The organism is Acrocarpospora macrocephala, assembly GCF_009687865.1.
GTDB lineage: Bacteria > Actinomycetota > Actinomycetes > Streptosporangiales > Streptosporangiaceae > Acrocarpospora > Acrocarpospora macrocephala.
Genome location: NZ_BLAE01000078.1, coordinates 32179 through 55361, shown reverse-complemented (window position 1 = coordinate 55361; position 23183 = coordinate 32179). Strand labels below are relative to the sequence as shown.

Below are 23183 nucleotides of genomic sequence, written 5' to 3'. Positions count from 1 at the left end.
CTGTTCGCCGCATTGCCAGTGCCTGGCGGGATCAGCCGGAACTCCTCGGGAGGGTTCTGCGATCGATCACCCCATCCACGCGCCTGTCGAACTGAGGCACGCGAACTAGAACGCCCCTAATCCACGCGCCTGTCGAACACGTGAACGAGAACGTCTCTAACTGACGCCTGCTGTGCGCATGTCGCGGACTTCGCGTTTGAGTTCCTTGATTTCGTCGCGGAGGCGGGCGGCTACCTCGAACTGGAGGTCGGCGGCGGCGGAGTGCATTTGGGCGGTCAGGGATTCGACCAGGGACTCCAGTTGGGCGCGGGGCATTTCGCCGACGATGGCCTTGGCGTGCTGGCCGGTCTGGCGGGAGGAGAGGCCGGGGACGGGGGCCTTGCCGCGGGACTGCTGGCGGCCGCCGCCACCGAGGAGTTCGGCGGTGTCGGCGTCCTCGCGGTTGAGCGAGTCCAGGATGTCGGCGATCTTCTTGCGGAGCGGGGTCGGGTCGATGCCGTTGGCCTCGTTGTAGGCGACCTGCTTGGCCCGGCGGCGGTTGGTCTCGTCGATGGCCGATTCCATGCTCGGGGTGATCCGGTCGGCATACATGTGCACCTGGCCGGAGACGTTCCGGGCGGCGCGGCCGATGGTCTGGATGAGCGAGGTGCCGGAGCGCAGGAAGCCCTCCTTGTCGGCGTCCAGGATCGCCACCAGGGACACCTCGGGCAGGTCGAGGCCCTCCCGGAGCAGGTTGATGCCGACGAGCACGTCGAACTCGCCGGAGCGCAGCTCGCGCAGGAGCTCGATCCGGCGCAGGGTGTCGACCTCGCTGTGCAGGTAACGCACCCGGATGCCGTTCTCCAGCAGGTAGTCGGTCAGGTCCTCGGACATCTTCTTGGTCAGCGTGGTGACCAGAACCCGCTCGTCCTTGTCGGCCCTGGTCCTGATCTCCTCCATCAGGTCGTCGATCTGGCCCTTGGTGGGCTTGATGACGATCTCCGGGTCGACCAGGCCGGTGGGCCGGATGACCTGCTCGACCACGTCGCCGCCGGACCGGCCGAGCTCGAACGGGCCGGGGGTGGCCGACAGGTAGACGGTCTGCCCGATCCGCTCCAGGAATTCCTCCCACTTGAGCGGCCGGTTGTCCATCGCCGACGGCAGCCGGAACCCGTGCTCGACCAGCGTGCGTTTGCGGGACGCGTCCCCCTCGTACATGGCCCCGATCTGGGGCACGGTCTGGTGGGACTCGTCCAGCACGAGCAGGAAATCCTCGGGGAAGTAGTCCAGCAGCGTGTTCGGCGCGGACCCGCGCTCCCGGCCGTCGATGTGCAGCGAGTAGTTCTCGATCCCGGCGCAGGTGCCGACCTGGCGCATCATCTCGATGTCATACGTCGTGCGCATCCGCAGCCGCTGCGCCTCCAGCAGCTTGCCCTGCTGCTCCAGCGTGGCCAGGCATTCGGCCAGCTCCGCCTCGATCCCGTTGATCGCCCGCTCCATCCGCTCCGGGCCCGCCACGTAGTGCGACGCCGGGAAGATGTAGAGCTCCTGATCCTCGGTCACCACCTCGCCGGTCAGCGGATGCAGGGTGGCCAGCTTCTCGATCTCGTCGCCGAACATCTCGATCCGGACGGCGAGTTCCTCATACATCGGGATGATCTCGATGGTGTCGCCGCGCACGCGGAAGGTTCCCCGGGTGAAGGCGAGATCGTTCCGCGCGTACTGCATGTCGACCAGGCGCCGCAGCAGCCGGTCGCGCTCGATCTCCTGCCCCACTTTCAGGCGGAGCATCCGGTCCACATATTCCTGCGGCGTGCCAAGACCGTAGATGCAGGACACCGAGGCCACCACGACCGTGTCGCGGCGGGTCAGCAGCGAGTTGGTGGCCGAGTGGCGCAGCCGCTCGACCTCCTCGTTGACCGAGGAGTCCTTCTCGATGTAGGTGTCGCTCTGCGGGACGTAAGCCTCAGGCTGGTAGTAGTCGTAGTAGGAGACGAAGTATTCGACCGCGTTGTTGGGCAGCATCTCGCGCAGCTCGTTGGCGAACTGGGCGGCCAGCGTCTTGTTGGGCTGCATGACCAGGGCGGGCCGCTGCAGGCGCTCGATCAGCCAGGCGACCGTCGCCGTCTTGCCCGTGCCGGTGGCGCCCAGCAACACATTGTCCTTGGCCTCAGCCCTAACCCGGCGCTCCAGCTCCGCGATCGCGGTCGGCTGGTCACCGGACGGCTTCATCTCCGTGATCACCTCGAAAGGCGCCACCTTGCGCTGCAAATCTGTAACCGGCCTCACGCTTCCATAACCTACGCGCCCCCACCGACATTTCCGCAGCCGCTTGCAAGCGATCATCAAGTCCGCCCCGATACGGTCCGGAATCATCTGAATTCCAGGTCGGGGTAAAAATTGAGGAGCGTGATGTCGAGTCCCTATCAGGGCGCCGCCCAGAAGGTCATGGAGGTGGCACAGACGGTCGCGGCGGGCGGTGATCCGCGCCAGACCGTGCTGGCGGCCGTCGGCGACTACGCCGAATCGACCGCGTTCCGCCTCGATCCGCGCGACTTCCTCGACGCCCGCCTGGAGAACGTCGCCGCGGGCACCTCCCTTGAAGCCCGCAGCGCCCAGCTGACCGAGGCCAACGAGATCGTCAACCGCAGCTTCGAGGGCCAGGCCCCCGGCGGCGGCGCGACGCACGTGATCTCCCCCGTCGTCATTCCCAAGTCCGGCACCGGCTGGCTGGTGTTCCAGCTATTCGGGCTGGCCGGGCTGGCCGCGATCGGTCTCGGCGGGGTCGGCCTGTCCGGGCTCGGCCTCGACCTGGACGGCCTGTTCGGCCCGCACTACTGGGCCGTGCTCGCGCTGGCGGCGCTGTTCCTGTGGTGGCGGCGCAGCGTGGTCATGGTCCCGGAGGGCTGCCGGGCGCTGATCACCAAGTTCGGCAAGCTCGTCCAGGTCGCGGAACCCGGCCGGGTGACCCTGTTCAGCCCGTGGAAGCGGGTCAGCTACATCGTCAACACGACCAGGGAATACCCCTTCAACGCGCCCATCAGGGAAGCGCCCACCCAGCAGGGTGTCAAAGCTTCGGTAGATCTGTTCCTGCAGTTCCGGATCGAGGACCCGGCCGAGTTCATCTTCGTGCTCGGCTCGGTCGGCGGCTTCCAGTCCAAGCTGCAGAACGCGATCAGCGAGGTCACCCGCAGCCTCATCTACTCCCAGCGGGCCGAGGACATCTACGACCTGGTCGGCGAGAGCACCCAGGGCATGCTGGACAACCTCAACCAGCAGTTCCTGCCCGCCGTACGGATGACCGACGTCAACATCACCCACGCCGAGCCGTCCAGCCAGGAATACCGCATGGACCTGGCCGCCCCCGAGATGGTCCGGGTGGCCAAGGAGGCCTACACCTACGAGTACGAACTCCAGCTGCGCAAGGAACAGAACGAGGGCGACCTCACCAGGGAACTGGCCGCGCTCCACGAGACTTTGTCCGGAATCCAGGCCGAGATCGCCACGTACCAGGCCCAGATGGACACCGCGCTGGAACGCGAGTCGCACCGGGCGACGGCGCAGGCGCGGCAGCGCCTGATCGAGGCGGAGAGCACCGCCAAGGCCACCGCGGCCCTGCTGGAGGCGCAGGCGCTCGACATCCGGGCGCTGAGCAGCGCCGAGGCCCCCGAGATCCTCGACTACCGCTACCAGCAGGACGTGCTGGACAAGCTGGAGTCGGTGGCCGCGCGGCTGCCGCAGGTCGTGCAGGTCGGCGACGCCCAGGAGATCAACTTCCTGGCGCTCGCCGGGGAGCTGGTCGGCACCGGCGAGGCCCCCCTGTTCACCGACGCCGACATGGCCGACATCCAGGCCAGGCTCGGCGCCATCCAGGCACGCGTGGACGGCCGGCAGGCCGAGATCGAAGGGCTGAAGCGATGAGCCGCGAATCCTCCAAGATCAAGGAATCGCTGGCGTCCTGGTCGGACATCCGGCAACTGCTGCGCGGCGGCGAGCGCGGGCAGCTGGTGCCCGTGGTGATCCCGAAGGACCGGCGCGGGTACGCCTGGGTGGGGCTGCTCCTGCTCGCCCTGTATCTGGCCGGCACGGCCGCCATGAGCGGCGAGACCCTGCGCCCCCTGGCCGCGGGCGCCGCGCTCGCGGTCCTGCTGGCCGCCGTGGTGTGGCTGTGGCGGCGGGCCATCATCGAGATCGAGGAAGGCACCACCGGCGTGCGCAGCCGCTGGGGCGCGATCTCCGGCAACCTCCCGCCGGGACGCCACTACCTGTGGCTGCCGTGGGACCGGGTCGACGCGGTCGTGGACACCTCCACCGAGATCCCGTACACGGCGCCCATCATCGCCTGCCCGACGGCCGAGAACGTGCCGCTGAAGTCGATAGAGTTCTTCCTCAAGTTCCGGATCGTCGATCCGGTGGCGTTCGTCCGGACGATCGGGGCGGGCAACTTCGACCTGGTGCTCAGCAGCGCCGTACAGGACGCGATCCGGCAGCGGTCCCGGCGGGTCACCACCGAGCGCGCCTACGACCTGCGCGGGTCCGACGTGGGCGACGTGCAGGAGTCCCTCAACCGCCAGCTCGGCCGGTACGGCGTGCGCGTCACCGGGGCGAACATCCCCGACGTGCAACTTCCCGACACCTACCAGCAGCATCTGGCCACGCGGGAGAAGGTCGCCAAGGAACTCTCGGCGTACGAGCGGGAATGGGAACTCACCAGGAAGCGGCGGATCGACACGCTGCTGATGGAGATCGAACGGGCCAAGAAGACCCGCGACGCCCGGCTCGTCGAGGTCAAAGCGGCGCAGAACACCGCGCGCAAGGATGTCGCCCGGATGCTCGAAGAGCAGGAGACCGAGGCCCAGCGGGTGCGCTGGGAGATCGAGGCGCGCGGGCGGGCCGAGCTGACCGCCGCCGAGAACGAGGCCACGGCGCTCCGGCGGCTGGCCGCCTCCTATCGGGACAACCGGGCCGTCCTGCGGTACGAACTCGCCCGGCGGCGGCTCGACGTCGGTGCCAAACTGGCGGAGAACGCGCCGACGCCGCTCGTCATCCGCACCTCGGAAGGCGGCGACCCGGCGTCGGCACTCCTGCTCGCCCAACTGCTTCCCCGGCTCGGGCTGGGGAACCCCCCGGCCTGACCGGCCGTTGAGAAATCCGACGTCCCCCTTCAAGGAGCCACAGAAAATGGTCTTCCGCAAGCTCATGGCCGCGTTCGGCGCCGGTGTCGAGGTCGACACCGTCCTGCAGTCCTCCACCGTCCGGCCGGGTGAGACCCTCGTCGGCACCGTCAACTTCCGCGGCGGCGCCAGCGACTACAAGGTCGAAGGCATCTTCATCGACTTCACCGCGGTGGTCGAGGTCGAGAGCGGCGACAGCGAATACAAGCAGACCCACAGCTTCCTCCGCCAGCAGGTCGCCGGCCCCTTCCACCTCCAGCCGAACGCGGCGCACGCGCAGCCGTTCCAGATCCCGGTGCCGTGGGAGACGCCGATCAGCGCCATCGGCGGGCATCCGCTGCGCGGCATGACGCTCGGCGTCGCGACCGAGCTCTCGCTGGCCGGCGCCCTCGACAAGGGCGACCTGGACCCGCTGTTCGTGAACCCGCTGCCGATCCAGGAACATCTGATCACCGCGCTGGACCGGATGGGCTTCCGGTTCAGCAAGGCCGACCTGGAGCGCGGCACCCTGCAGGGCTCGCACATGCCGTTCTACCAGGAGATCGAGTACTACGCCGGACCGCAGTGGAGCCGCCACTTCCAGGCCCTGGAACTGACCTTCATCACCGGCCCGCACTCCATGGACGTCATCCTCGAAGCCGACAAGCGCGGCGGCTTCATCTCCTCCGGCCACGACGTCTACAACCGCTTCACCGTCCCCCTGAACGGCAACCCCGCCGCCGCCGAACAGGCCCTCGCCGCCGGCCTCCAGTCCATGGCCCAACGCCGCGGCTGGTTCTAACCCTTTCTCCGGTACGGCTCCCGCGTGTTTTCGCGGGAGCCGTACTCATTTATCGAATCCGGCTGAGGTTCACGGCGATTCGGGTAGTGTCCGAAGCGTGAAGCTGGCTTCCAAAATCGCCGCGGCCGGAGTTTGTTTCGTCACCCTGGCGGGGTGTTCCGGGTCAGCTGAACCAACTATCTCATCGGCGAGTCACAGCCTGGTCGGCGACGCCGGCAAACTACTCGCGTCAGCTTTCGTCAGGGACGCCGGCGTGTTTCAGGTCACCGAGAAGGCCGAAAAGGATTCCGACAGCGAATGTGCGCCCGGATCCAGACAGCGCTTCTTCCGCGCCCAGGGCAACTTCGCGCGGCCCGGCCAGCAGTCGCCCGGCGCCGCCGCCGGATTGATCCGCAGCGGTCTCGCCGCGCTGGAATACGAGGAGGTCGTCGCTCCCCTCGACCTCTTCGACGACGAACTGTCCGTGGTCGTGGTACGCAACGCCGAAGCCGCGGTCACTTTCATCGTCTCGGCCCGGACCTCCCCGGAGCCGAATATTCGTATCGTGGGAAAAACCGACTGCTTCGAAGCCGGGGAATGAATGGGCCCCGGTCAGGACGGAACTCTTATGGCGCTGTCGCGTAACTGTCCGGCGCGGCGGCGAAGATTCCGGGCCGTGGTCTGGCACGCGTGAACGAGTTCGCCGATACCGTTATCGAGCACCCGGCTCTGGTCGGCGAATCTCAGCGCGGCCGGACCCGTCCAATAGCGCATGCTCTCCCCTCTGGCGGTGGGAATTCTCTGGAACGTCTCCGCAAGCTGGGCCGCGTATCTGTCAAAGACCACGGCGAGCGCCTCCACCTCGGCGGCCTGTTGAAGAACCCGGCGAACCTCATCCACGGCCCTAACCTCCTCTGACCTCAAGAGCTTTTGTCAGAGCGGAAAAGAGTCTCCCCCGGAACGCGCTTTTGACCTGGCTGGCGTCCGCCGCGGTGAGTGGTTCCTGCTTGTTCGCCTCCAAGGAGTTGATCAATATCGCCATCTGCGCGTCGACCAGGTCATCGGTCATGACGCGGGCCGTTTCCGGAGTCTTCACGTCGAGCCGATTCTTGATGATCTCGACCATGCCGTCCTTGTATCCGGAGCTTTCATGGTCAACTGTGGCGCTGGTCAGCGGGGTGGCGTTCACCGACGCTTTGGCGATGCCGTAATTGACGGGGAGCAGTGCCGCGTCGGCGACGGCGTCGATGAACTCGTCGTCGTTGAACTCCGCGTACGCGGAGCCGCCCAGCAGGAGGTTGGCCAGCCCCGACGCCTCCGCGCTCAACCGCGTGAACGTGGCACGCTCGGCCGGATCGGGGCTGTAGGGATGCGCCTGCCCGATGTTCAAATCCTGGGCGTACGCCCGGAAAGCCGCGCGCAGCGTGTCCGTAGTGTCGGGATTCTGCATGAGGGCGCCGACGAAACGGGCGGCCGTGTCCACGTCCAGGTCCCGCCACCTCCCGGTCGGTGGCTTTACCAGATTGTCCGGATCAACGGATGCCTGACCCCGTGCCAGCTCACCCAGATATGGGATCAGACGCTTGGCCAGCACTGGGGAGAGCGGGGAGTCCTCGAACGTCGCGAAATGACCTGAAACCTCTTCTGTCCCCTGGTAACCAACCCCCTTGATCAGATTGATCAAGGCCTGCTCGCGCAGAGCCGCCGAACCCGTGTCCAGGGCCAGTGCCCGATCCAGAGCCGCGGCCAGCAGCCGGGAGAACTCGGTGGTGCCCGCGCCGTTGACCAGTTGCGGTCGCAGCAGTCTCCCGGCGATCTCCTTGTGCTCGGCCAGGAGCCTCTGCAGGGCCGCGGGATTCGCGGTGAAGGCGCGAGCCACCAGGACGCTGTTCCAGTCCGGCCCCATCAGGAGAGGCGCAGAACCCGTGCCCGGGGAACTGAACTGGCGGCGGCCGACCTCGTTGAGAAAGGCGGTTGAGGTGCGAGCCAGCCCCACCATGGCCGACAGGGTGGCGGGATCGGCGCGGAGTATGTCCTCACGCCAGCCCGCCGGAAGGTTGCCTGTGCCCTCGGCGGCGGCGAAGGCTGCGGCCAGCGCTCCCAGCGACTCCTCCGCCGTCTCCCAGATCTCCGGCGGCAGGCCGCGCTGACCCGCGGCGTGAATGTCCATCCAGGTATTGAAGATCGTGTGGATGGTGTCGGCTCCGTCCAGCGCACCGAGGAAGGCCGCCGCGTAGGCGGGATCACGAGCCTTGCCTCCGGCGGCGGCCAGCGCCGCCTCCACCTTCGCCCACGAATGGAGCGTGTCCTCCCGCTGATGCACGGCCAGCGCGCCGGCCAGTTCCGCGCCTGCCCGCTTCCCCGCTGCTGCGGCCTCCGCCTGGTTGGCGAACGGCATGTCCACCTTGGTCGGGCCAAAGGGGCGATCAGGCAGCACCTGCTGAAGGACCTCCAGCCGCCAGCGTAGATCCGCCTGCGAATCGTGGAAGAACGCCCAAGTCCGATGCATCGCCGTGGCACCGCCCACACCGGCCCAATCCGGACCAGCTTCGGCGATGGCGGACTCAAGGCCTGGGCGCACCCCCGCCAGTACGCTCTTGCCTGTTTCCAGCCGCCGGATCAAGTCTTGCACCCCAGCTGGGTCCATCCCCATGAACTCGGCCACAGCGCCTCCTGGTCCAGAGCCTAGCCAGTTGGACCGTGGTGGTACGCGAGACCACCAACATGGAGCCTCGGGTGTACAAAGAGTTGCTACGTGGCTACATCGGTGAGTTCGTGCCAGAGTTCGGCGACCTGGGCGTCGAGAGCGGAGAGGGGGCCGTTGTTGTCGATGACGATGTCGGCGATGGACAGGCGGGCCTCGCGGGTGGCCTGGGCGGCGATTCTGGCCTGGGCGTCCTCGGGGGACATGCCGCGGAGGTGGGTCAGGCGGGTGAGGCGGACATCATCGTCGGCGTCCACGACGATGACCTTGTCGTATAGGGAGGCCAGGTCGTTCTCGGCGAGGAGGGGGACGTCGTAGACGACGATGGCGTCGGCGGGGGCGGCCTGCTGGAGTTCGGTGACGCGGGCGCCGACCTTGGGGTGGACGATGGCGTTGAGGGCTTTGAGCTGGGCGGGGTCGGTGAAGACGATTTTGCCGAGGGACTCGCGGTCCAGGGTGCCGTCGGGGCGGAGGACGGCGTCGCCGAAGGTGGCGGTGATCTCGGCCAGGCCGAGGGTGCCTGGTTCGACGACCTCGCGAGCGATGAGGTCGGCGTCGATGACGAGGGCGCCTCTGGCGGCCAGGCGTCGGGCCACTTCGCTCTTGCCTGAGCCGATGCCGCCGGTTAGTCCGATCTTCACGACGGCAGCTTAGCCGGGCGGCGTAGATGCACCAGGGTCAGGTGGTCCTGGAGGCGCTCGCGGTGCGTCTCCCGGTAGCCCTGCCGCCGGTAGAGGCGCAGGTTGCCGCCGGAGAGGTGGCCGGTGAACAGGTCGAAGGCGTGCACGTCGGGGTGTTCGGCCAGGACGGCGTCGTGGACGGCGGACAGGAGTGCCGTGCCGATGCCCTGGCCCTGGCGGTCGGGGGCGACGACCAGCCGCCCGACGACGCAGGTGCGCCCCTGCTCCCCCGGCTCGGCCACCCGGCCGCGCACCGCGCCGACGATCCGGCCGCCGTCCCGTGCGGCGAGGACGACGGAGGTCTCCACCACCTTGCGGAGCTGTTCCAGGGACTCCACTAGCGGGGCGATGAACGGATCCCCATAGAGCTGGGCCTCGCTCACGTAGGCGGCACGCTGCAGGGTGAGGATCTCCCCCGCGTCCCCGGGCGAGGCCCGCTGAATGTCCGGCACGCGCGCCACCCTATCGGCAAGCCTGGCGCGGCTGTCCCACCGGAACAGATGCTGGCGGCTTTACAAAGTAGATCAACCCCAGCAACGCTATGAGCGTCCGAGGAAACAGAAAAGCCCCGCCGAAGCGGGGCTTTTCGTAGGTGAAGCGGTGATCAGCTCTGGCCGCCGGCGAGCTTCTCGCGCAGGGCGGCGAGAGCCTCGTCGGAGGCGAGAGCGCCGCCGGTCGAAGCGGCCGGAGCCGGGGTCTCGCCGGAGTAGCTGGAGGGAGCGGCTTCGCTCGCCTCGGCCTCTTCGGCGCGGGCCTTCTCGACCTGGGTCTTGTGGGCCTCGAAGCGAGCCTGGGCCTCGGCATACTGCCGCTCCCACTCCTCGCGCTGCTTGTCGAAGCCTTCCAGCCACTCGCCGGTCTCGGCGTCGAAGCCCTCGGGGTAGATGTAGTTGCCCTGGTCGTCGTAGGTCGCCGCCATGCCGTACAGCGTGGGGTCGAACTCGACGTCCACACCGGCGCCCTCGTTGGCCTGCTTGAGCGACAGGCTGATGCGGCGACGGTCGAGGTCGATGTCGATGATCTTCACGAAGATCTCGTCGCCGACCTGGACGACCTGCTCGGGGATCTCGACGTGGCGCTCGGCCAGCTCGGAGATGTGGACCAGGCCCTCGATGCCCTCCTCGACGCGGACGAACGCGCCGAACGGCACCAGCTTGGTGACCCGGCCGGGCACGACCTGCCCGATCTGGTGGGTGCGCGCGAACTGCTGCCACGGGTCTTCCTGCGTCGCCTTGAGCGAGAGGGAGACGCGCTCGCGCTCCATGTCCACGTCGAGCACCTCGACGGTGACCTCCTGGCCGACCTCGACGACCTCGGACGGGTGGTCGATGTGCTTCCAGGACAGCTCGGAGACGTGCACGAGTCCGTCGACGCCGCCGAGGTCCACGAAGGCGCCGAAGTTGACGATCGAGGAGACGACGCCCTTGCGGACCTGACCCTTCTGCAGGGTGTTGAGGAAGGTCTGGCGCACCTCGGACTGGGTCTGCTCGAGCCAGGCGCGGCGGGAGAGAACCACGTTGTTGCGGTTCTTGTCCAGCTCTATGATCTTCGCTTCGAGCTCGCGTCCCACATACGGCTGGAGGTCGCGCACGCGGCGCATCTCCACCAGCGACGCCGGGAGGAAGCCGCGCAGGCCGATGTCGAGGATGAGACCACCCTTGACGACCTCGATGACCGTGCCCGTGACGATGCCGTCCTCGTCCTTGATCTTCTCGATCGTGCCCCAGGCGCGCTCGTACTGGGCGCGCTTCTTGGACAGGATCAGACGGCCTTCCTTGTCCTCCTTCTGGAGGACCAGGGCCTCGACGTGCTCACCCACGGCGACGACGTCGGCGGGGTCGACGTCGTGCTTGATGGAGAGCTCACGCGAGGGAATGACACCCTCGGTCTTGTAACCGATGTCGAGCAAGACCTCGTCTCGATCGACCTTGACGACGGTGCCTTCAACGATGTCTCCGTCGTTGAAGTACTTGATGGTCTCGTCGATCGCGGCGAGGAAGGCCTCCTCGGAACCGATGTCGTTGACCGCTACCTGCGGGGTGCTCGAGGTGGCCTCAGTGCTGCTCGTCATGTGTGGAATTGCTCCGAACCGGACAGATGTCGTTGTGACCGAAGCGCGGCAGGCCCTGTTTCGTTCAAACCGAGGAAGGGATGAGCGAGCGCGAGCCCGCTCCCTTGAGGCGCGCGCGAGCCCACAGCGCAGCGATCAGCATATGAGACCTGACGGTTCTGGTCAATCGGAGGGGCACACGAGTCCCTTAGTACTCGATGACCCTTTTAGGCCGCTTTGAACCTATATCACCATGGCGTTGCTTTGGAAGAGAGAGGCTATCGGGATCTCCGTCGGCCGTGTATAGCTCGCCGGGGTGCTTCTTGAACCATTCCAGCCAGTACGTCGAGCACCACTTGCGGCAGTCCCCCGCCGTCCCGTTGGACTGGATGCGCTGGATGGCCCGCCGGTCGAAGCGCTCGTCGAACGGCGACACCGACGGCTCGGCACCCGCCAGGAAAACCCCTTGGAACTGGTACGACGTCCCGTCCCAGCTCCCCTTCACCGCCAGGCTCCGCTTCCTCGGCTGGGACCCGAACGGCAGCGCGAAGGTGGTCGAGGAGGTCACGCCGAGCTTCTTGAGCAGCCGCTCCTCCCGGACGATCTGCTCGCTGACCTGCTTGTTCGTGAGCCGGCGCAGGTCCGGGTGGCCGTAGGTGTGGTTGGCCACCTCGAAGCCGTGCTCCAGCAGCCAGCGCACCGCCGCCGCCTGCCCGGCCTCGTCCTTCAGCCCGAACGGCTCGCGGTTGACCCAGAGCGTGGCGACCGGCCGGAAGGCCGGGTACTTGGCCGCCACCTCGAAGATGATCCCGACCGCGGTGTCCTTTTTCGGCAGACCCGCCGCGTCCAGCGCGAAATGTGTGGGATTGCCATCATCGAAGGTCAGCACCACCGGATGGGTTCCCGCCGGGATGTCGATGGCGCCCGCCACGAACTCGGCCGCGGTGATCGGCACGAACCCGCGGGTGGCGAGCTTTTCGAGCTCGCTCTTGAGCTGCGCGGGAGTTCGGTCAATGGACGCCAAACGTTTCTTCAGAATTCGGTGATACATGAGCACCGGCACCTTGCCGAGCTCGTTGGCCTTGACCTTCCTGGCCGACTCGACGGTCGCCGCCACGGGGGCCGGCAGCGTCGGCTGCGGTAATCGGGGCGCCGCCTGGACCTTGCCCCGGCCCGTCTGCTCGTCGTCGGCCGAGGGCAGCACCGCGAGGACGACCAGAGCGGTCGCCACGACGAGCACGTTGGCGACGGCGGTCACCCCAGCAAGCTTGCGCACAGTCAGACGACCTTAGCGCCCGTCACGGGGCGCGCGGTATCAATCCCGGCCATCACCCGCGATAGCCCGGAATCACACGGGCGATCCCACGGTGAACGGGCCGATCCCCCGGTCAATGGCCGGCGTCCTCCCAGGTGGTGCCGACCCCGACCGAGACCTCCAGCGGCACGCGCAGCTCATACGCCCCGCGCATCTGGTCGACCACGACCTCCCGCAGGGCCTCCAGCTCGCCCGGCGCGACCTCGAACACGAGCTCGTCGTGGACCTGGAGCAACATGCGGGAGCGCATGCCCGCGATGGCGCGCTGCACGTTGAGCATCGCGACCTTGATGATGTCGGCCGCGGAGCCCTGGATCGGGGCGTTGAGCGCCATCCGCTCGGCCATCTCCCGGCGCTGGCGGTTGTCGCTGGTCAGGTCGGGCAGGTAGCGGCGGCGGCCGAGGATGGTCTGGGTGTAACCGTCCTTGCGGGCCTGGGCGACGATGGCCTCCAGGTAGTCCCGGATGCCGCCGAACTCCTCGAAGTAGCCGTCCTTGAGCGCGCGAGCCTCGGCGACCGGGATGTTCAGCTGGCCGGACAGCCCGAAGTCGGACAGCCCGTAGGCCAGGCCGTAGTTCATCGCCTTGATCTTGGCGCGCATCTCGCCGGTGACCAGCTCCGGGCCGACGTCGAAGACCTTGGCGGCGGTGGCCATGTGGAAGTCGTGGCCGGACTCGAACGCCTCGATCAGCGACGCGTCGCCGGACATGTCGGCCATGATGCGCAGCTCGATCTGGCTGTAGTCGGCGGTGAGCAGCGTCTCGTAGCCCGCGCCGACGACGAAGCCCTTGCGGATCCGGCGGCCCTCGGCGGTCCTGATCGGGATGTTCTGCAGGTTGGGCTTCTCGCTGGACAGCCGCCCGGTGGCGGCCACGATCTGGTTGAAGGTGGTGTGGATGCGGCTGTCGTCGCCGATCTCCTTGATCAGGCCCTCCACCGTGGTGCGCAGCTTCTGCTGGTCCCGGTGCCTGAGCATGATCGTCGGCAGCTCGTGCTCGGTCTGCCCGGCCAGCCAGACCAGCGCGTCGGCGTCGGTGGTGTAACCGGTCTTGGTCTTCTTCGTCTTCGGCAGGTTGAGCTTGACGAACAGGATCTCCTGGAGCTGCTTGGGTGAGCCCAGGTTGAACTGCTCCCCCACCGAGTCGTGCGCGGCCTCGGTGGCCTGCTTGACGGCGGCGGCGAACTCGGCTTCCAGCGCCGCGAAGTATTCCCGGTCGGCGGCGATGCCGGCCTGCTCCACCTCGGCCAGCACCCGGACCAGCGGCAGCTCCACGTCGGTCACCAGGCGGGTGCCACCGCGCTCGGACAGGAAGCTCTCCAGCGCGATGGCCAGGTCGCGGACGGCCAGCGCGCGCATGCCCAGCTCCTGGGCAGCGGTGTCGTCCTCCTCGAACAGGCTGGTCTGGCCGTTGCCGTCGGCCTCCGCCTTCAGCTCGCGGTGCAGGTAGCGCAGGACCAGGTCGTCCAGCGGGAAGCTCCGCTGGCCGGGCAGCGCCAGGTAGGCGGCCAGCGCCGTGTCGCAGGTCAGGCCGCGCAGGTCCAGCCCGTGCGCCCACAGGGCCAGCAGCGGCCCCTTGGCGTCGTGCACGGTCTTGGGCTTGGTGTCGTCGGCCAGCCAGGCGCCCAGGGCCTTCTCGTCCTCGGGGGTGAGCTGGGTGGGGTCGAGGTAGGCGGCCGAGTCGTCCGGGGAGGCGATCGCGATGCCGTCGAGGCGGCCGGTGCCGCTGCCATAGGCGCCGCGGAAGGCGAGGCCGGCGCGGCCCTCGGGGAGGGCGGCCAGCCAGGCGGCGATCTCGCCGGGGGCGAGCGTGGTGACCTCGACGTGGACCGCGCCCTCGATCTCCGGCTCGGCGGTGCCCAGGGTCTTGAACAGGCGCTCGCGCAGCTCACCGCGGATCTGCAGCGAGTCGAGCAGCTCGTTGATCTTCTCGCGGTCCCACTGGCCCATGGTGAGCTCGGCGGGCCGCACGTCCAGGGCCACGTCGCGTTTGAGCTCGGTCAGCATCCTGTTGTGGATCACCTGGCCGAGGTGTTCCCTGAGCATGCCGCCGACCTTGCCCTTGACCTCGTCGGCCCGCCTGACCAGCTCCTCCAGCGAGCCGTAGTCGACGATCCACTTGATCGCGGTCTTCTCGCCCACGCCGGGGATGTTGGGCAGGTTGTCGCTGGGGTCGCCGCGCAGGGCCGCGAAGTCCGGATACTGCTGCGGGCTCAGCCCATACTTCTCCCGGACGGCCTCGGGGGTGAAGCGGGTCATGTCGCTGATGCCGCGGCGGGTCATCAGCACCGTGATCCGGTCGTTGACCAGCTGGAGCGCGTCCCGGTCGCCGGTGACGATGAGCACGTCCATGCCTTCGGCGTCGGCCTGGGTGGCCAGCGTGGCGATCAGGTCGTCGGCCTCGAAGCCGGGCAGCGACAGGCGCGGGACGCGCAGCGCGTCGAGCAGTTCGAAGATCAGCTGGACCTGGCCGCGGAAGTCCTCGGGGGTCTCGGAGCGATTCGCCTTGTAGTCGGCGAACGCCTCGTGCCGGAACGTGGGCTCGCTGCGGTCGAAGCAGACCACGATGTGCGTCGGCGTCTCGTCGCGCAGGATGTTGGTCAGCATGGACGTGAAGCCATACACCGCCTCGGTGTGCTGGCCGTCGGTCGTCATGAGGTTGGCGTCCTTCAGCGCGTAGAACGCCCGGTAGGCCAGCGAGTGCCCGTCGAGGAGCAGGAGGCGGGGACGCGTGGGGGTGGCTTCGTTCTTCGGCACACCCGCAGCCTAGTCTGCCCCTACGACAGAAAACCTGCGGAAGGAAGAGCCTTGACCCAAGAGCTCGTCGGACTGATGAACGAGGCCGGGACCGGGCACCTGCCCGAGCGCATGGGCATCGAGTTCGTGGAGGCGACCGCGGAGCGCGTGGTGGCGCGGATGCCCGTGCGGGGCAACACCCAGCCGTACGGGCTGCTGCACGGCGGCGCCTCGGTGGTGCTGGCCGAGACGATCGGGTCCACCGCCGCCGCCATGCACGCCGGGACCGGCCGGATCGCGGTCGGCATCGAGATCAGCGCCACCCACCACCGCTCGGCCACCACCGGCCACGTCACCGGCGTCGCCACCCAGCTGCACGGCGGGCGCACCATCGCCACCTACGAGATCGTCATCACCGACGACCAGGACCGCCGCGTCTGCACCTCCCGCCTCACCTGCATGCTCCGCGACGCCTGAGCTGAATGATCTGAACAATCTCACGGCTCTCTTTGCGCACCAGCCCCAGAGGTCGCTAGCGTGGTCCCCTCAGAGCCCGTGGGGAGACCGAGTAGACAACGTGCACCGCCGGGGAAGCGTTGCATGGTCCCAAAGGTCCGACCACGGGCTCATTCCATGTAACCGGAGAGCTGAAGGGCATACCCGCCGTCCGCCGCCCGGCCGCGAGCCAGGGTCACGACGATGACCTGGGAGAAGACCACCGGCAACACGATCGCAAGCAGGAAGCCGGCCGCCGTGATCATCGGTCGCGCCCACAGGCCGGTGGCGATCAGCACGGAGAACCGGCCGGCAGGCTGGTACGGGGGGATTCGATGCCGGTCCAGGCCGTTCCGCCGCCCAGTCTGAGCTGGCGGATGACGTCCACCGTGAGCAGCAGGTTGATGATCGTCACGCAGAGAACAAGGGCGAGCAGTGTCACTACGAAAACCATCATGGCACCGAGCTCCTCTGAATCAATCGACGAATTTTCGGATCCGGACGCACCGGCAGCTCGATTTCCGGTGCGCCCGGAAATTGTCGGCTAGTTCTTGGTGCACTCAGACGGCCGGCGGGAATTCCCTAGCAGGAGCCGCAACTGCCGTACACGTAGAGGGGTGGCGCGCCCACGCAGACGTACATCTTGACCAGCCTGGAAATCGTGCCCGCCCCGCACCGTTCGCACCAGCTGCCCACGAGCGAGCAGGCCCCCGCCCGGGTTCGCGGGAGAAGCGCCGCAATCAGTTCATCCGCTAAACGAGCGGCTAAATGAAGGTCGATAATCTGGACAATCATTGCCGGTGCCGATCCAATTTCGAGCTGAAACAAGCGAGCGGCCCCGGCCGCGGACGATGCCGCGGGCGGGGCCGCTCGGATATGACGCGGGCGTGATATGACATGCGCACACGGGCGCGGTCGGCGTTATCTCACAACGGATCAGGCCCGGGCGAGCGTGCCCAGGTACAGTTCGATGACCTTCGGGTCGTTGATCAGTTCACTGCCCTTCGCCATGTACGCGTTGCGCCCCTGGTCCAGGACGTACCCGCGATGACAGATCTGCAGGCAGCGCCGCGCGTTCTGCTCGACCATGATCACGGTGACCCCGGCCTGGTTGATCTGCTGGGCCTGGATGAACACCAGGTCCTGCAGCTTGGGCGACAGGCCGGCCGACGGCTCGTCCAGCAGCAGCACCGACGGCTCGGTCATGAGCGCCCGGCCCATCGCCACCATCTGGCGCTCGCCGCCGGACAACGATCCGGCCCGCTGCTTGCGGCGTTCCCGCAGCGCGGGGAAGATCTCGCAGACGAAGTCGAACCGCTCCCTGAACTTCTTTGGCACCTGGAAGGCGCCCATTTCGAGGTTCTCCTCGATGGTGAGGCTCGGGAAGACGTTGTTGGTCTGCGGCACATAACCGACGCCACGGGCCACCAGCGAGTGGGCCTTCAGGTTGGTGATGTTCTCACCGTTCAGGGTGACCTCGCCGCTGCGCACGTTGACCAGGCCGAACAGGGACTTCAGCAAGGTCGACTTGCCGGCGCCGTTGGGGCCGATGATGCCGATCAGTTCGCCCTTGCTGACATACAGGTCGCAGCCGTTGAGGATGTTGACCCCCGGGACGTACCCGGCGAACAGCTCGTCGGCTCTGAGCACGGCCTCTGCCGCGCCGGCCAGGTGCTCCGACCGGTCGATGACGGCGGCGCTGGACTCCTGCCCGGCGGCCGCGGGGTCTTCGCTGCTCATGCCTTCTCCTCGATTTCCGCCTCTAGCTCCGCCTCGGCCTGGTGCAGCTGTTCCTCGGCCTCGGCCGTGGTCAGCGGGGCGTCGTGGTGGGCGCCCAGGTAGGCGTCGATCACCCGGGCGTCGGCCATGATCGTGTCGGGCGGGCCTTCGGCGATCACCGCGCCCTGGGCCATCACGATGACCCAGTCGCTGATGTCGCGGACCATGTCCATGTCGTGCTCGACGAACAGCACGGTCATGCCCTGCTCGCGCAGATCCTTGACGTGGCCCAGCAGGGACTGGGTCAGGGCCGGGTTGACGCCCGCCATGGGCTCGTCGAGCATGACGAGTTCCGGGCCGACCATGAGGGCCCTGGCCATCTCCAGCAGCTTGCGCTGCCCGCCGGAGAGCGAGCCGGCGAAGTCGTCGCGCTTGGCGGCCAGTTTGAAGCGTTCGAGAAGTTCCTCGGCCCGAATCGTGATCTCGTCTTCCTGGGGCTGCCAGAGCGAGGCGACGAGGGCGCGGAAGAAGTTCTCGCCGCGCTGCTTCTGCGCGCCGAGCCGCATGTTCTCCATCACCGTCAGCTTGGACAGCGCCTTGGTGAGCTGGAACGTGCGGACCATGCCCTGGCGGGCGACCTGGTGCGCGGAGACGCCGTTCATCGGCTTGCCGTTGAACGTCCAGGTGCCGGAGTCGGCGGTGTCGAAGCCGGTGAGCTGGTTGAAGAAGGTGGTCTTGCCGGCGCCGTTGGGCCCGATCAGCGCCGTGATGGACCCGCGCTGGACCTCCACGTGCTCGACCTCGACGGCGGTCAGGCCGCCGAAGCGCCGGACCACGTTGTCCACCACGAGAATGGGGTCGGGCTTGGGCGCGCCCGGCTCGGAGGGCACGCTCGCGAGCGCGGCGAGCGCCTCCGCCTTGCGGTTCACAGTTTCAGCGTGCATCGAGCGCGATCTCTCTCTTGTCGCCGAGGATGCCCTGCGGACGGTAGATCAGCAGGAGTATCAGGCCGAGGCCGACCAGCATGTAGTTGATCGAGCCCACCTGGTTCACCGTGATGAAGGTGATCACCTGGTGGTTGACGGCCTCTTCCATACCCGTCTTGACCAGGATCAGCAGGCACCAGAAGACCACCGCGCCGAGCACCGGGCCGAGCACCCGGGCTGCGCCGCCGAGGATGAGCACGGTGTAGGCGAAGAAGGTCAGCTCGGTGCTGAACAGGTCGGGCTGGGTGGCGGCCCGGCTGAGCGCGAACAGGAACCCGGCCAGCGCGCCGATGACGCCGCCGAAGACCAGGGCCTGCATCTTGTACGAGAAGACGTTCTTGCCGAGGCTGCGCACCGCGTCCTCGTCCTCGCGGATGGCCTTCAGCACCCGGCCCCACGGGCTCTTCATGACCAGGTAGACGACCGTGCACGCGATCGCCACCAGGACCCAGCCCACGGTGAGCACCCACATGGTGCGGTGGTCGAAGCCGATCGGGCCGATGTCGTACGACCCGGGAGCGTAGATGTTCATCCCGTAGAAGTCATCGGAGAACGCTTCCAGGCCGTCGGTGCCGCCGAACGTGTCCTGCAGCGCCACCGACCGCACCACCAGGCGGACGATCTCGGCCGCCGCGATGGTGACGATGGCCAGGTAGTCGGCGCGCAGGCGCAGGGTGGGGATGCCCAGCAGGAGCGCGAACAGGACGGCCGCGGCCAGCCCCACCGCGATGCCCAGCCAGAACGGCAGCCCGAAGGTGGCGACGGTGGTCGCGACGCCGTACGCGCCGACGGCGAGGAACCCCGCCTGGCCGAAGTTGAGGAGCCCGGTGTAGCCGAAGTGGATGTTCAGGCCGATCGCGGCGAGCCCGTAGATGACGGCTTCTGTGCCGATTCCGGCTTCGACGGCCCGGATGAAGATGAGAGTCCAGTCCATGACTTTCGTCCTAACCGATCCGCTCGCGGCGGCCGAGAATGCCCTGCGGCCTGACAAGGAGCACGAGGATGAGCACGGCGAGCGCGCCGACGGTCTTGAGCTCCGGGGCGATCCAGATCGTGGAGATCTGGACGAACATCCCCACCACCAGCGAGCCGACCAGCGCGCCGAAGGCGGTGCCGAGGCCGCCCAGGGTCACCCCGGCGAACATCAGCAGCAGGATCTGCTGGCCCATCTGGAAGTTGAGGATCTGGGTGGTGCCGAGCATGATCCCGGCGAGGCCCGCGACCGCGGCGCCCATGGCCCAGACGATCCTGACGATCCGGTCGACGTTGATGCCCGAGGAGGCGGCCAGCGCGGGGTTGTCGGACACCGCCCGGGTGGCCTTGCCCAGCCGCGTGAACGTGAGGGCCAGGCCGACGGCGATCAGGACCGCGATCTCGATGCCCATCGCGATCAGGCTCTTGGGCGTGGTGAAGATGGGGCCGAGTTCGATGCCGTCCTGGGCCACGTACTGCTCGTAGGGGACGTTCTCGCCGCCGAACAGGAAGAGCAGGAGGTAGCGCAGGAACATGGCCACGCCGATGGAAATGATCATCATCGACACCAGGCCGGTCTTGCGGTTGCGCAGCGGGCCCCAGAAGAAACGTTCCTGGCCGTAGCCGAACCCGGCCGCGATGATCACCGCGAGTGGTGTCGCGATCAGCAGGTGCAGGCCGACGGTCGTGTTCAGGACGAACGCGATGAAAGCGCCGACCGTGAGCAACTCGCCGTGGGCGAAGTTGGTGAGGCCGGTGGTGCCGAAGATCAACGAGATCCCCAGCGCGCCCAGCGCGATGATCAGTCCGAGACTGAGGCCCTCGAAGGCGAGCTGCGCCACCCTGGTCCAGAAGGCGCTGCGACTACCGCCGCTGTCCGGCTCAGTCGCGCCACCGGCGGCGTCCCCGCTGGCCAGGGCGAACAGGACGTTGCGATAGTTGCCTTCGAACACCTGCACGGTCAGCGTCGCGCGGTCCTTGAACTTCAGCACCGTCCCGGCGGGGAGGGTGGCCTGGTCCAGGGTGACCTTGTAACTGCCCGCGGCGGGAACCGGGACTTCCCACTTTCCTTCGGCGTCGGAGGTGGCCTCGCCGACGGGTTGGCCGTCTCCCGAGGTCACGCTGATTTTCACGCCGTTCACCGGCTGGCCTTGGTTTTGGAGTGTGCCCCTCAGCGACTCCCCTTCCGCCCAGGCGGGGGAGGCGAGCAGGATGAAGAGCGCACCCAGGAAGGCCGTGAACGCGATCACGGCTCTGCGCAAAGCTGTTCCCTCACTTAGGTCATGGCCGGGTTGTGCCCAGCCAGCCCGAAAAAGCGACACGGCAAGTATCTGTTGCCGTTGTGGCCGGAGCATATTCTCCAGGGTCCGATTATGGACCGTTCGTCACCAATCGGTGACCAGAGCGTGTTAGCCGCTCCCCACCCTCCCAAACGAAGAGCCCCGGCCTTGCGACCAGGGCTCTTCACGGCTGTGCGAGCCGAACTGGGATCAGCCGGCGACCTTGCCGGACAGATAGGTGATGTTGGAGTACTTGTTCTCGCCGTCGTACTGGTAGATGCCGATGGTGGCCTCGGACGGGTCACCGGCGTCGCTGAACTCGACCGGGCCGCTCAGGCCGTCGTAGTCGATGTCCTTGCCCTCCTTGAGCAGGGCCAGGCACCCGGCGAAGTCGGTGCACTTCTCGCCGCCCTTGCTGACGTCGATCAGCTTGCTCGCGACAGCGGTGCCGGCGTCGGACTTGGCGGCCTCGGCGGCGAGCGCCGACAGGATCGTGGCGTCGTACGACTCGGGGGCGTAGCTCCAGTCCGTCAGCGCCGGGTCGACGCCGAGCAGCTTCTGGCGGAAGTCGTCGGGCGACTTGGCGCCGGGCAGGGTGCCCTTGATGCCCTCCAGGGTGCCCTTCGGGAAGTCCTTGGAGTAGTCGGCGAGGTTGCCGTCGACGAAGTAGATCTTGACCTTGTCCGGGCCCAGACCCTGCTTCTTGAGCTCAGGAATGATCTTCGTGGTCTCGTTGAACGCGATCAGGGCGATGGCCTTGGGGTTGGCCTCCTTGAGCTTCGCGACGTCCGCCGAGAAGTCGGCCGCGGCCGGGTCGTACGCGGTCTTGACCACGACCTCGCCGCCACCGCCGCTCACCGACTTCTCGACCTCGTCGGCGAGGCCGTTGCCGTAGGAGTCCTGGCGGTTCAGGATGGCCACGGTGTCGCTGCCGTCCTGGACGATGAGGTCGCCGAGGACCCGGCCCTGGAGCACGTCAGACGGAGCGGTCCGGAAATAGAGACCCTTGTCCGCGTACGTCGTGAACTCAGGCGAGGTGTTCGCCGGGGAGAAGTGCACCACACCGGCGTTCGTGATCTTGTCGATAACCGTCTTGGACACACCGGAGGAGGCGGCGCCGATCACCACGTCGGTGTTCTGCTGCAGCAGCTTGTCCACCGACTGCGAGGCAATGTCGGTCTTCGTGTCGCCGGAGTCGGTGTCGATCTCCACGACCGGCTTGCCGAGGACGCCACCGGCCTCGTTGATCTCCTTGACCGCCAGCTTCACGCCCGCGAACTCCGGCGGGCCAAGGAAGGCCAGGTCACCGGTCTGCGGCAGCAGTGCGCCAATCGTGAGCACGCCGTCGCCAGCGGCTGCGGCGGGCGCGGAGGAAGCCGGTGCCGCTGGCGCGGAAGACGCCGGCGTAGCGGTTTCCTCGCCGCCACCACAGGCCGTGAGCGCGAGACTGGCCGCCGCGGCGACCGCCAGCACGCGCCCAAAGGGGGCAATGCGGATCATGAAGTGTCTCCTTCATCCATGCCCGGACACGCCGACGCGAGCCCGATCGAATGGTGGAAACGTACATAACACCACACTGCTCTGACCAGGAATGCATCAGAACTGACGGCACTTGGATGCGGAGTCGTAATAAGTCCTCAACCTAGCCCTGCGATGCCGTTGACCTGGGTCGTCGCGGACGAAAGCGGCGAAAGCCGCAAGATCGCCCATGAGCCCTGTTTCATGACCATCCAGGTCAGGACGGCCCCGCCGCGTCCGTCACGACCGCCTGGGCCACCTGGCGCATGCTCAGCCGCCGGTCCATGGAGGCCTTCTGGATCCACCGGAACGCCTGCGGCTCGGTCCAGCCGTGCTGCGCCATCAGCAGGCCCTTGGCCCGCTCGACCAGCTTGCGGGTCTCCAGCCGCTCGGAGAGGGTGGTGACCTCCTTCTCCAGGGCCGCGATCTCCTCGTGCCTGCTGACCGCCATCTCGATCGCCGGAACCAGGTCGCCCTTGGTGAACGGCTTCACCAGATAGGCCATCGCGCCCGCGTCCCTGGCCCGCTCGACCAGGTCGCGCTGGGAGAACGCGGTCAGGATCAGGCACGGCGCGATCCGCTCGGACACGATCTGCTCGGCCGCCGAGATCCCGTCCAGGACCGGCATCTTCACATCCAGGATGACCAGGTCGGGGCGGAGCTCGGTGGCGAGCTTGACGGCCGTCTCGCCGTCGCCCGCCTCGCCCACGACCGCGTAGCCGTCCTCTTCCAGCATCTCCTTCAGGTCGAGGCGGATCAGTGCCTCATCTTCCGCGATCACCACTCGCCGCTGCGTTCCAGTCACGCACAAGAGGTT

Annotated in this window: 21 protein-coding genes; 5 read left to right on the top strand and 16 right to left on the bottom strand. The window is 67.5% G+C overall.

Features of this window, described 5'->3' with window-relative positions; translation table 11 throughout:
* Positions 1-156: 156 nt before the first annotated feature.
* A complete protein-coding gene (gene uvrB / locus Amac_RS45530; protein ID WP_155360676.1) occupies positions 157-2268 on the bottom strand; it encodes an excinuclease ABC subunit UvrB in 2112 nt (703 codons plus the stop codon).
* A 123-nt stretch (positions 2269-2391) separates the two neighbouring features.
* Between uvrB and Amac_RS45525 the strand changes: the two genes are divergently transcribed.
* The 4 genes from Amac_RS45525 to Amac_RS45510 all read left to right on the top strand — a co-directional run bounded on the left by Amac_RS45525 (position 2392) and on the right by Amac_RS45510 (position 6514).
* Positions 2392-3900 carry an SPFH domain-containing protein gene (locus Amac_RS45525; protein WP_155360675.1) on the top strand — a complete coding sequence of 503 codons (1509 nt, stop codon included), beginning with the start codon at positions 2392-2394 and terminating at the stop codon, positions 3898-3900.
* Positions 3897-5114 carry an SPFH domain-containing protein gene (locus tag Amac_RS45520; RefSeq protein WP_155360674.1) on the top strand — a complete coding sequence of 406 codons (1218 nt, stop codon included), beginning with the start codon at positions 3897-3899 and terminating at the stop codon, positions 5112-5114. Before Amac_RS45525 ends, Amac_RS45520 begins: the two co-directional genes overlap by 4 nt.
* A gap of 46 nt (positions 5115-5160) precedes the next feature.
* Positions 5161-5934 (top strand): sporulation protein, encoded by a 774-nt coding sequence (locus tag Amac_RS45515; protein WP_155343012.1) that lies wholly within the window; start codon positions 5161-5163, stop codon positions 5932-5934.
* Positions 5935-6187: 253 nt separating this feature from the next.
* Positions 6188-6514, top strand: coding sequence for a hypothetical protein (locus tag Amac_RS45510; protein WP_155360673.1), 327 nt, complete (start codon positions 6188-6190; stop codon positions 6512-6514).
* 11 nt (positions 6515-6525) lie between these two features.
* Here Amac_RS45510 and Amac_RS45505 read toward each other — a convergent pair whose 3' ends face one another.
* From Amac_RS45505 to polA, 7 genes are all read right to left on the bottom strand, one after another.
* On the bottom strand, positions 6526-6813 hold the full coding sequence (locus Amac_RS45505; protein ID WP_155360672.1) for a hypothetical protein: 288 nt from the start codon (positions 6811-6813) through the stop codon (positions 6526-6528).
* Positions 6814-6817: 4 nt separating this feature from the next.
* Complete coding sequence (locus tag Amac_RS45500) at positions 6818-8578, bottom strand: hypothetical protein (protein WP_155360671.1); 1761 nt, start codon at positions 8576-8578, stop codon at positions 6818-6820.
* 86 nt (positions 8579-8664) lie between these two features.
* A complete protein-coding gene (gene coaE, locus Amac_RS45495; RefSeq protein ID WP_218041679.1) occupies positions 8665-9252 on the bottom strand; it encodes a dephospho-CoA kinase in 588 nt (195 codons plus the stop codon).
* A 2-nt stretch (positions 9253-9254) separates the two neighbouring features.
* Positions 9255-9749 carry a GNAT family N-acetyltransferase gene (locus Amac_RS45490; protein ID WP_155343007.1) on the bottom strand — a complete coding sequence of 165 codons (495 nt, stop codon included), beginning with the start codon at positions 9747-9749 and terminating at the stop codon, positions 9255-9257.
* 152 nt (positions 9750-9901) lie between these two features.
* The gene (rpsA, locus tag Amac_RS45485) at positions 9902-11368 is read right to left on the bottom strand and encodes a 30S ribosomal protein S1 (RefSeq protein WP_155343006.1); all 1467 of its coding nucleotides are present in this window, start codon (positions 11366-11368) and stop codon (positions 9902-9904) included.
* Between the two features lie 187 nt (positions 11369-11555).
* Complete coding sequence (locus tag Amac_RS45480; RefSeq protein ID WP_155360669.1) at positions 11556-12623, bottom strand: polysaccharide deacetylase family protein; 1068 nt, start codon at positions 12621-12623, stop codon at positions 11556-11558.
* Positions 12624-12735: 112 nt separating this feature from the next.
* A complete protein-coding gene (gene polA / locus Amac_RS45475; RefSeq protein ID WP_155360668.1) occupies positions 12736-15417 on the bottom strand; it encodes a DNA polymerase I in 2682 nt (893 codons plus the stop codon).
* A 75-nt stretch (positions 15418-15492) separates the two neighbouring features.
* On the opposite strand from polA, the gene Amac_RS45470 reads away from it, so the two are divergent.
* Complete coding sequence (locus tag Amac_RS45470) at positions 15493-15873, top strand: hotdog fold thioesterase (protein ID WP_155360680.1); 381 nt, start codon at positions 15493-15495, stop codon at positions 15871-15873.
* A gap of 149 nt (positions 15874-16022) precedes the next feature.
* Here Amac_RS45470 and Amac_RS45465 read toward each other — a convergent pair whose 3' ends face one another.
* The 8 genes from Amac_RS45465 to Amac_RS45430 form a co-directional block, all read right to left on the bottom strand.
* Positions 16023-16190, bottom strand: a complete 168-nt coding sequence (locus Amac_RS45465) for a hypothetical protein (RefSeq protein WP_155360667.1) — start codon at positions 16188-16190, stop codon at positions 16023-16025.
* Positions 16184-16348, bottom strand: a complete 165-nt coding sequence (locus Amac_RS45460) for a hypothetical protein (protein WP_155360666.1) — start codon at positions 16346-16348, stop codon at positions 16184-16186. The genes Amac_RS45465 and Amac_RS45460 overlap by 7 nt, the downstream gene beginning before the upstream one ends.
* 479 nt (positions 16349-16827) lie before the next feature.
* Entirely contained in the window at positions 16828-17631 is an 804-nt protein-coding gene (locus tag Amac_RS45455; protein ID WP_155360665.1) for an ABC transporter ATP-binding protein, read from the bottom strand.
* A complete protein-coding gene (locus Amac_RS45450; protein ID WP_155360664.1) occupies positions 17628-18554 on the bottom strand; it encodes an ABC transporter ATP-binding protein in 927 nt (308 codons plus the stop codon). Before Amac_RS45450 ends, Amac_RS45455 begins: the two co-directional genes overlap by 4 nt.
* The gene (locus Amac_RS45445; RefSeq protein WP_155360663.1) at positions 18544-19530 is read right to left on the bottom strand and encodes a branched-chain amino acid ABC transporter permease; all 987 of its coding nucleotides are present in this window, start codon (positions 19528-19530) and stop codon (positions 18544-18546) included. The genes Amac_RS45450 and Amac_RS45445 overlap by 11 nt, the downstream gene beginning before the upstream one ends.
* Positions 19531-19540: 10 nt before the next feature.
* Entirely contained in the window at positions 19541-20830 is a 1290-nt protein-coding gene (locus tag Amac_RS45440; RefSeq protein ID WP_246269122.1) for a branched-chain amino acid ABC transporter permease, read from the bottom strand.
* A 228-nt stretch (positions 20831-21058) separates the two neighbouring features.
* Positions 21059-22348 (bottom strand): ABC transporter substrate-binding protein, encoded by a 1290-nt coding sequence (locus Amac_RS45435; protein ID WP_155360661.1) that lies wholly within the window; start codon positions 22346-22348, stop codon positions 21059-21061.
* A gap of 235 nt (positions 22349-22583) precedes the next feature.
* Entirely contained in the window at positions 22584-23177 is a 594-nt protein-coding gene (locus tag Amac_RS45430) for an ANTAR domain-containing response regulator (RefSeq protein ID WP_155360660.1), read from the bottom strand.
* Positions 23178-23183: the final 6 nt, after the last annotated feature.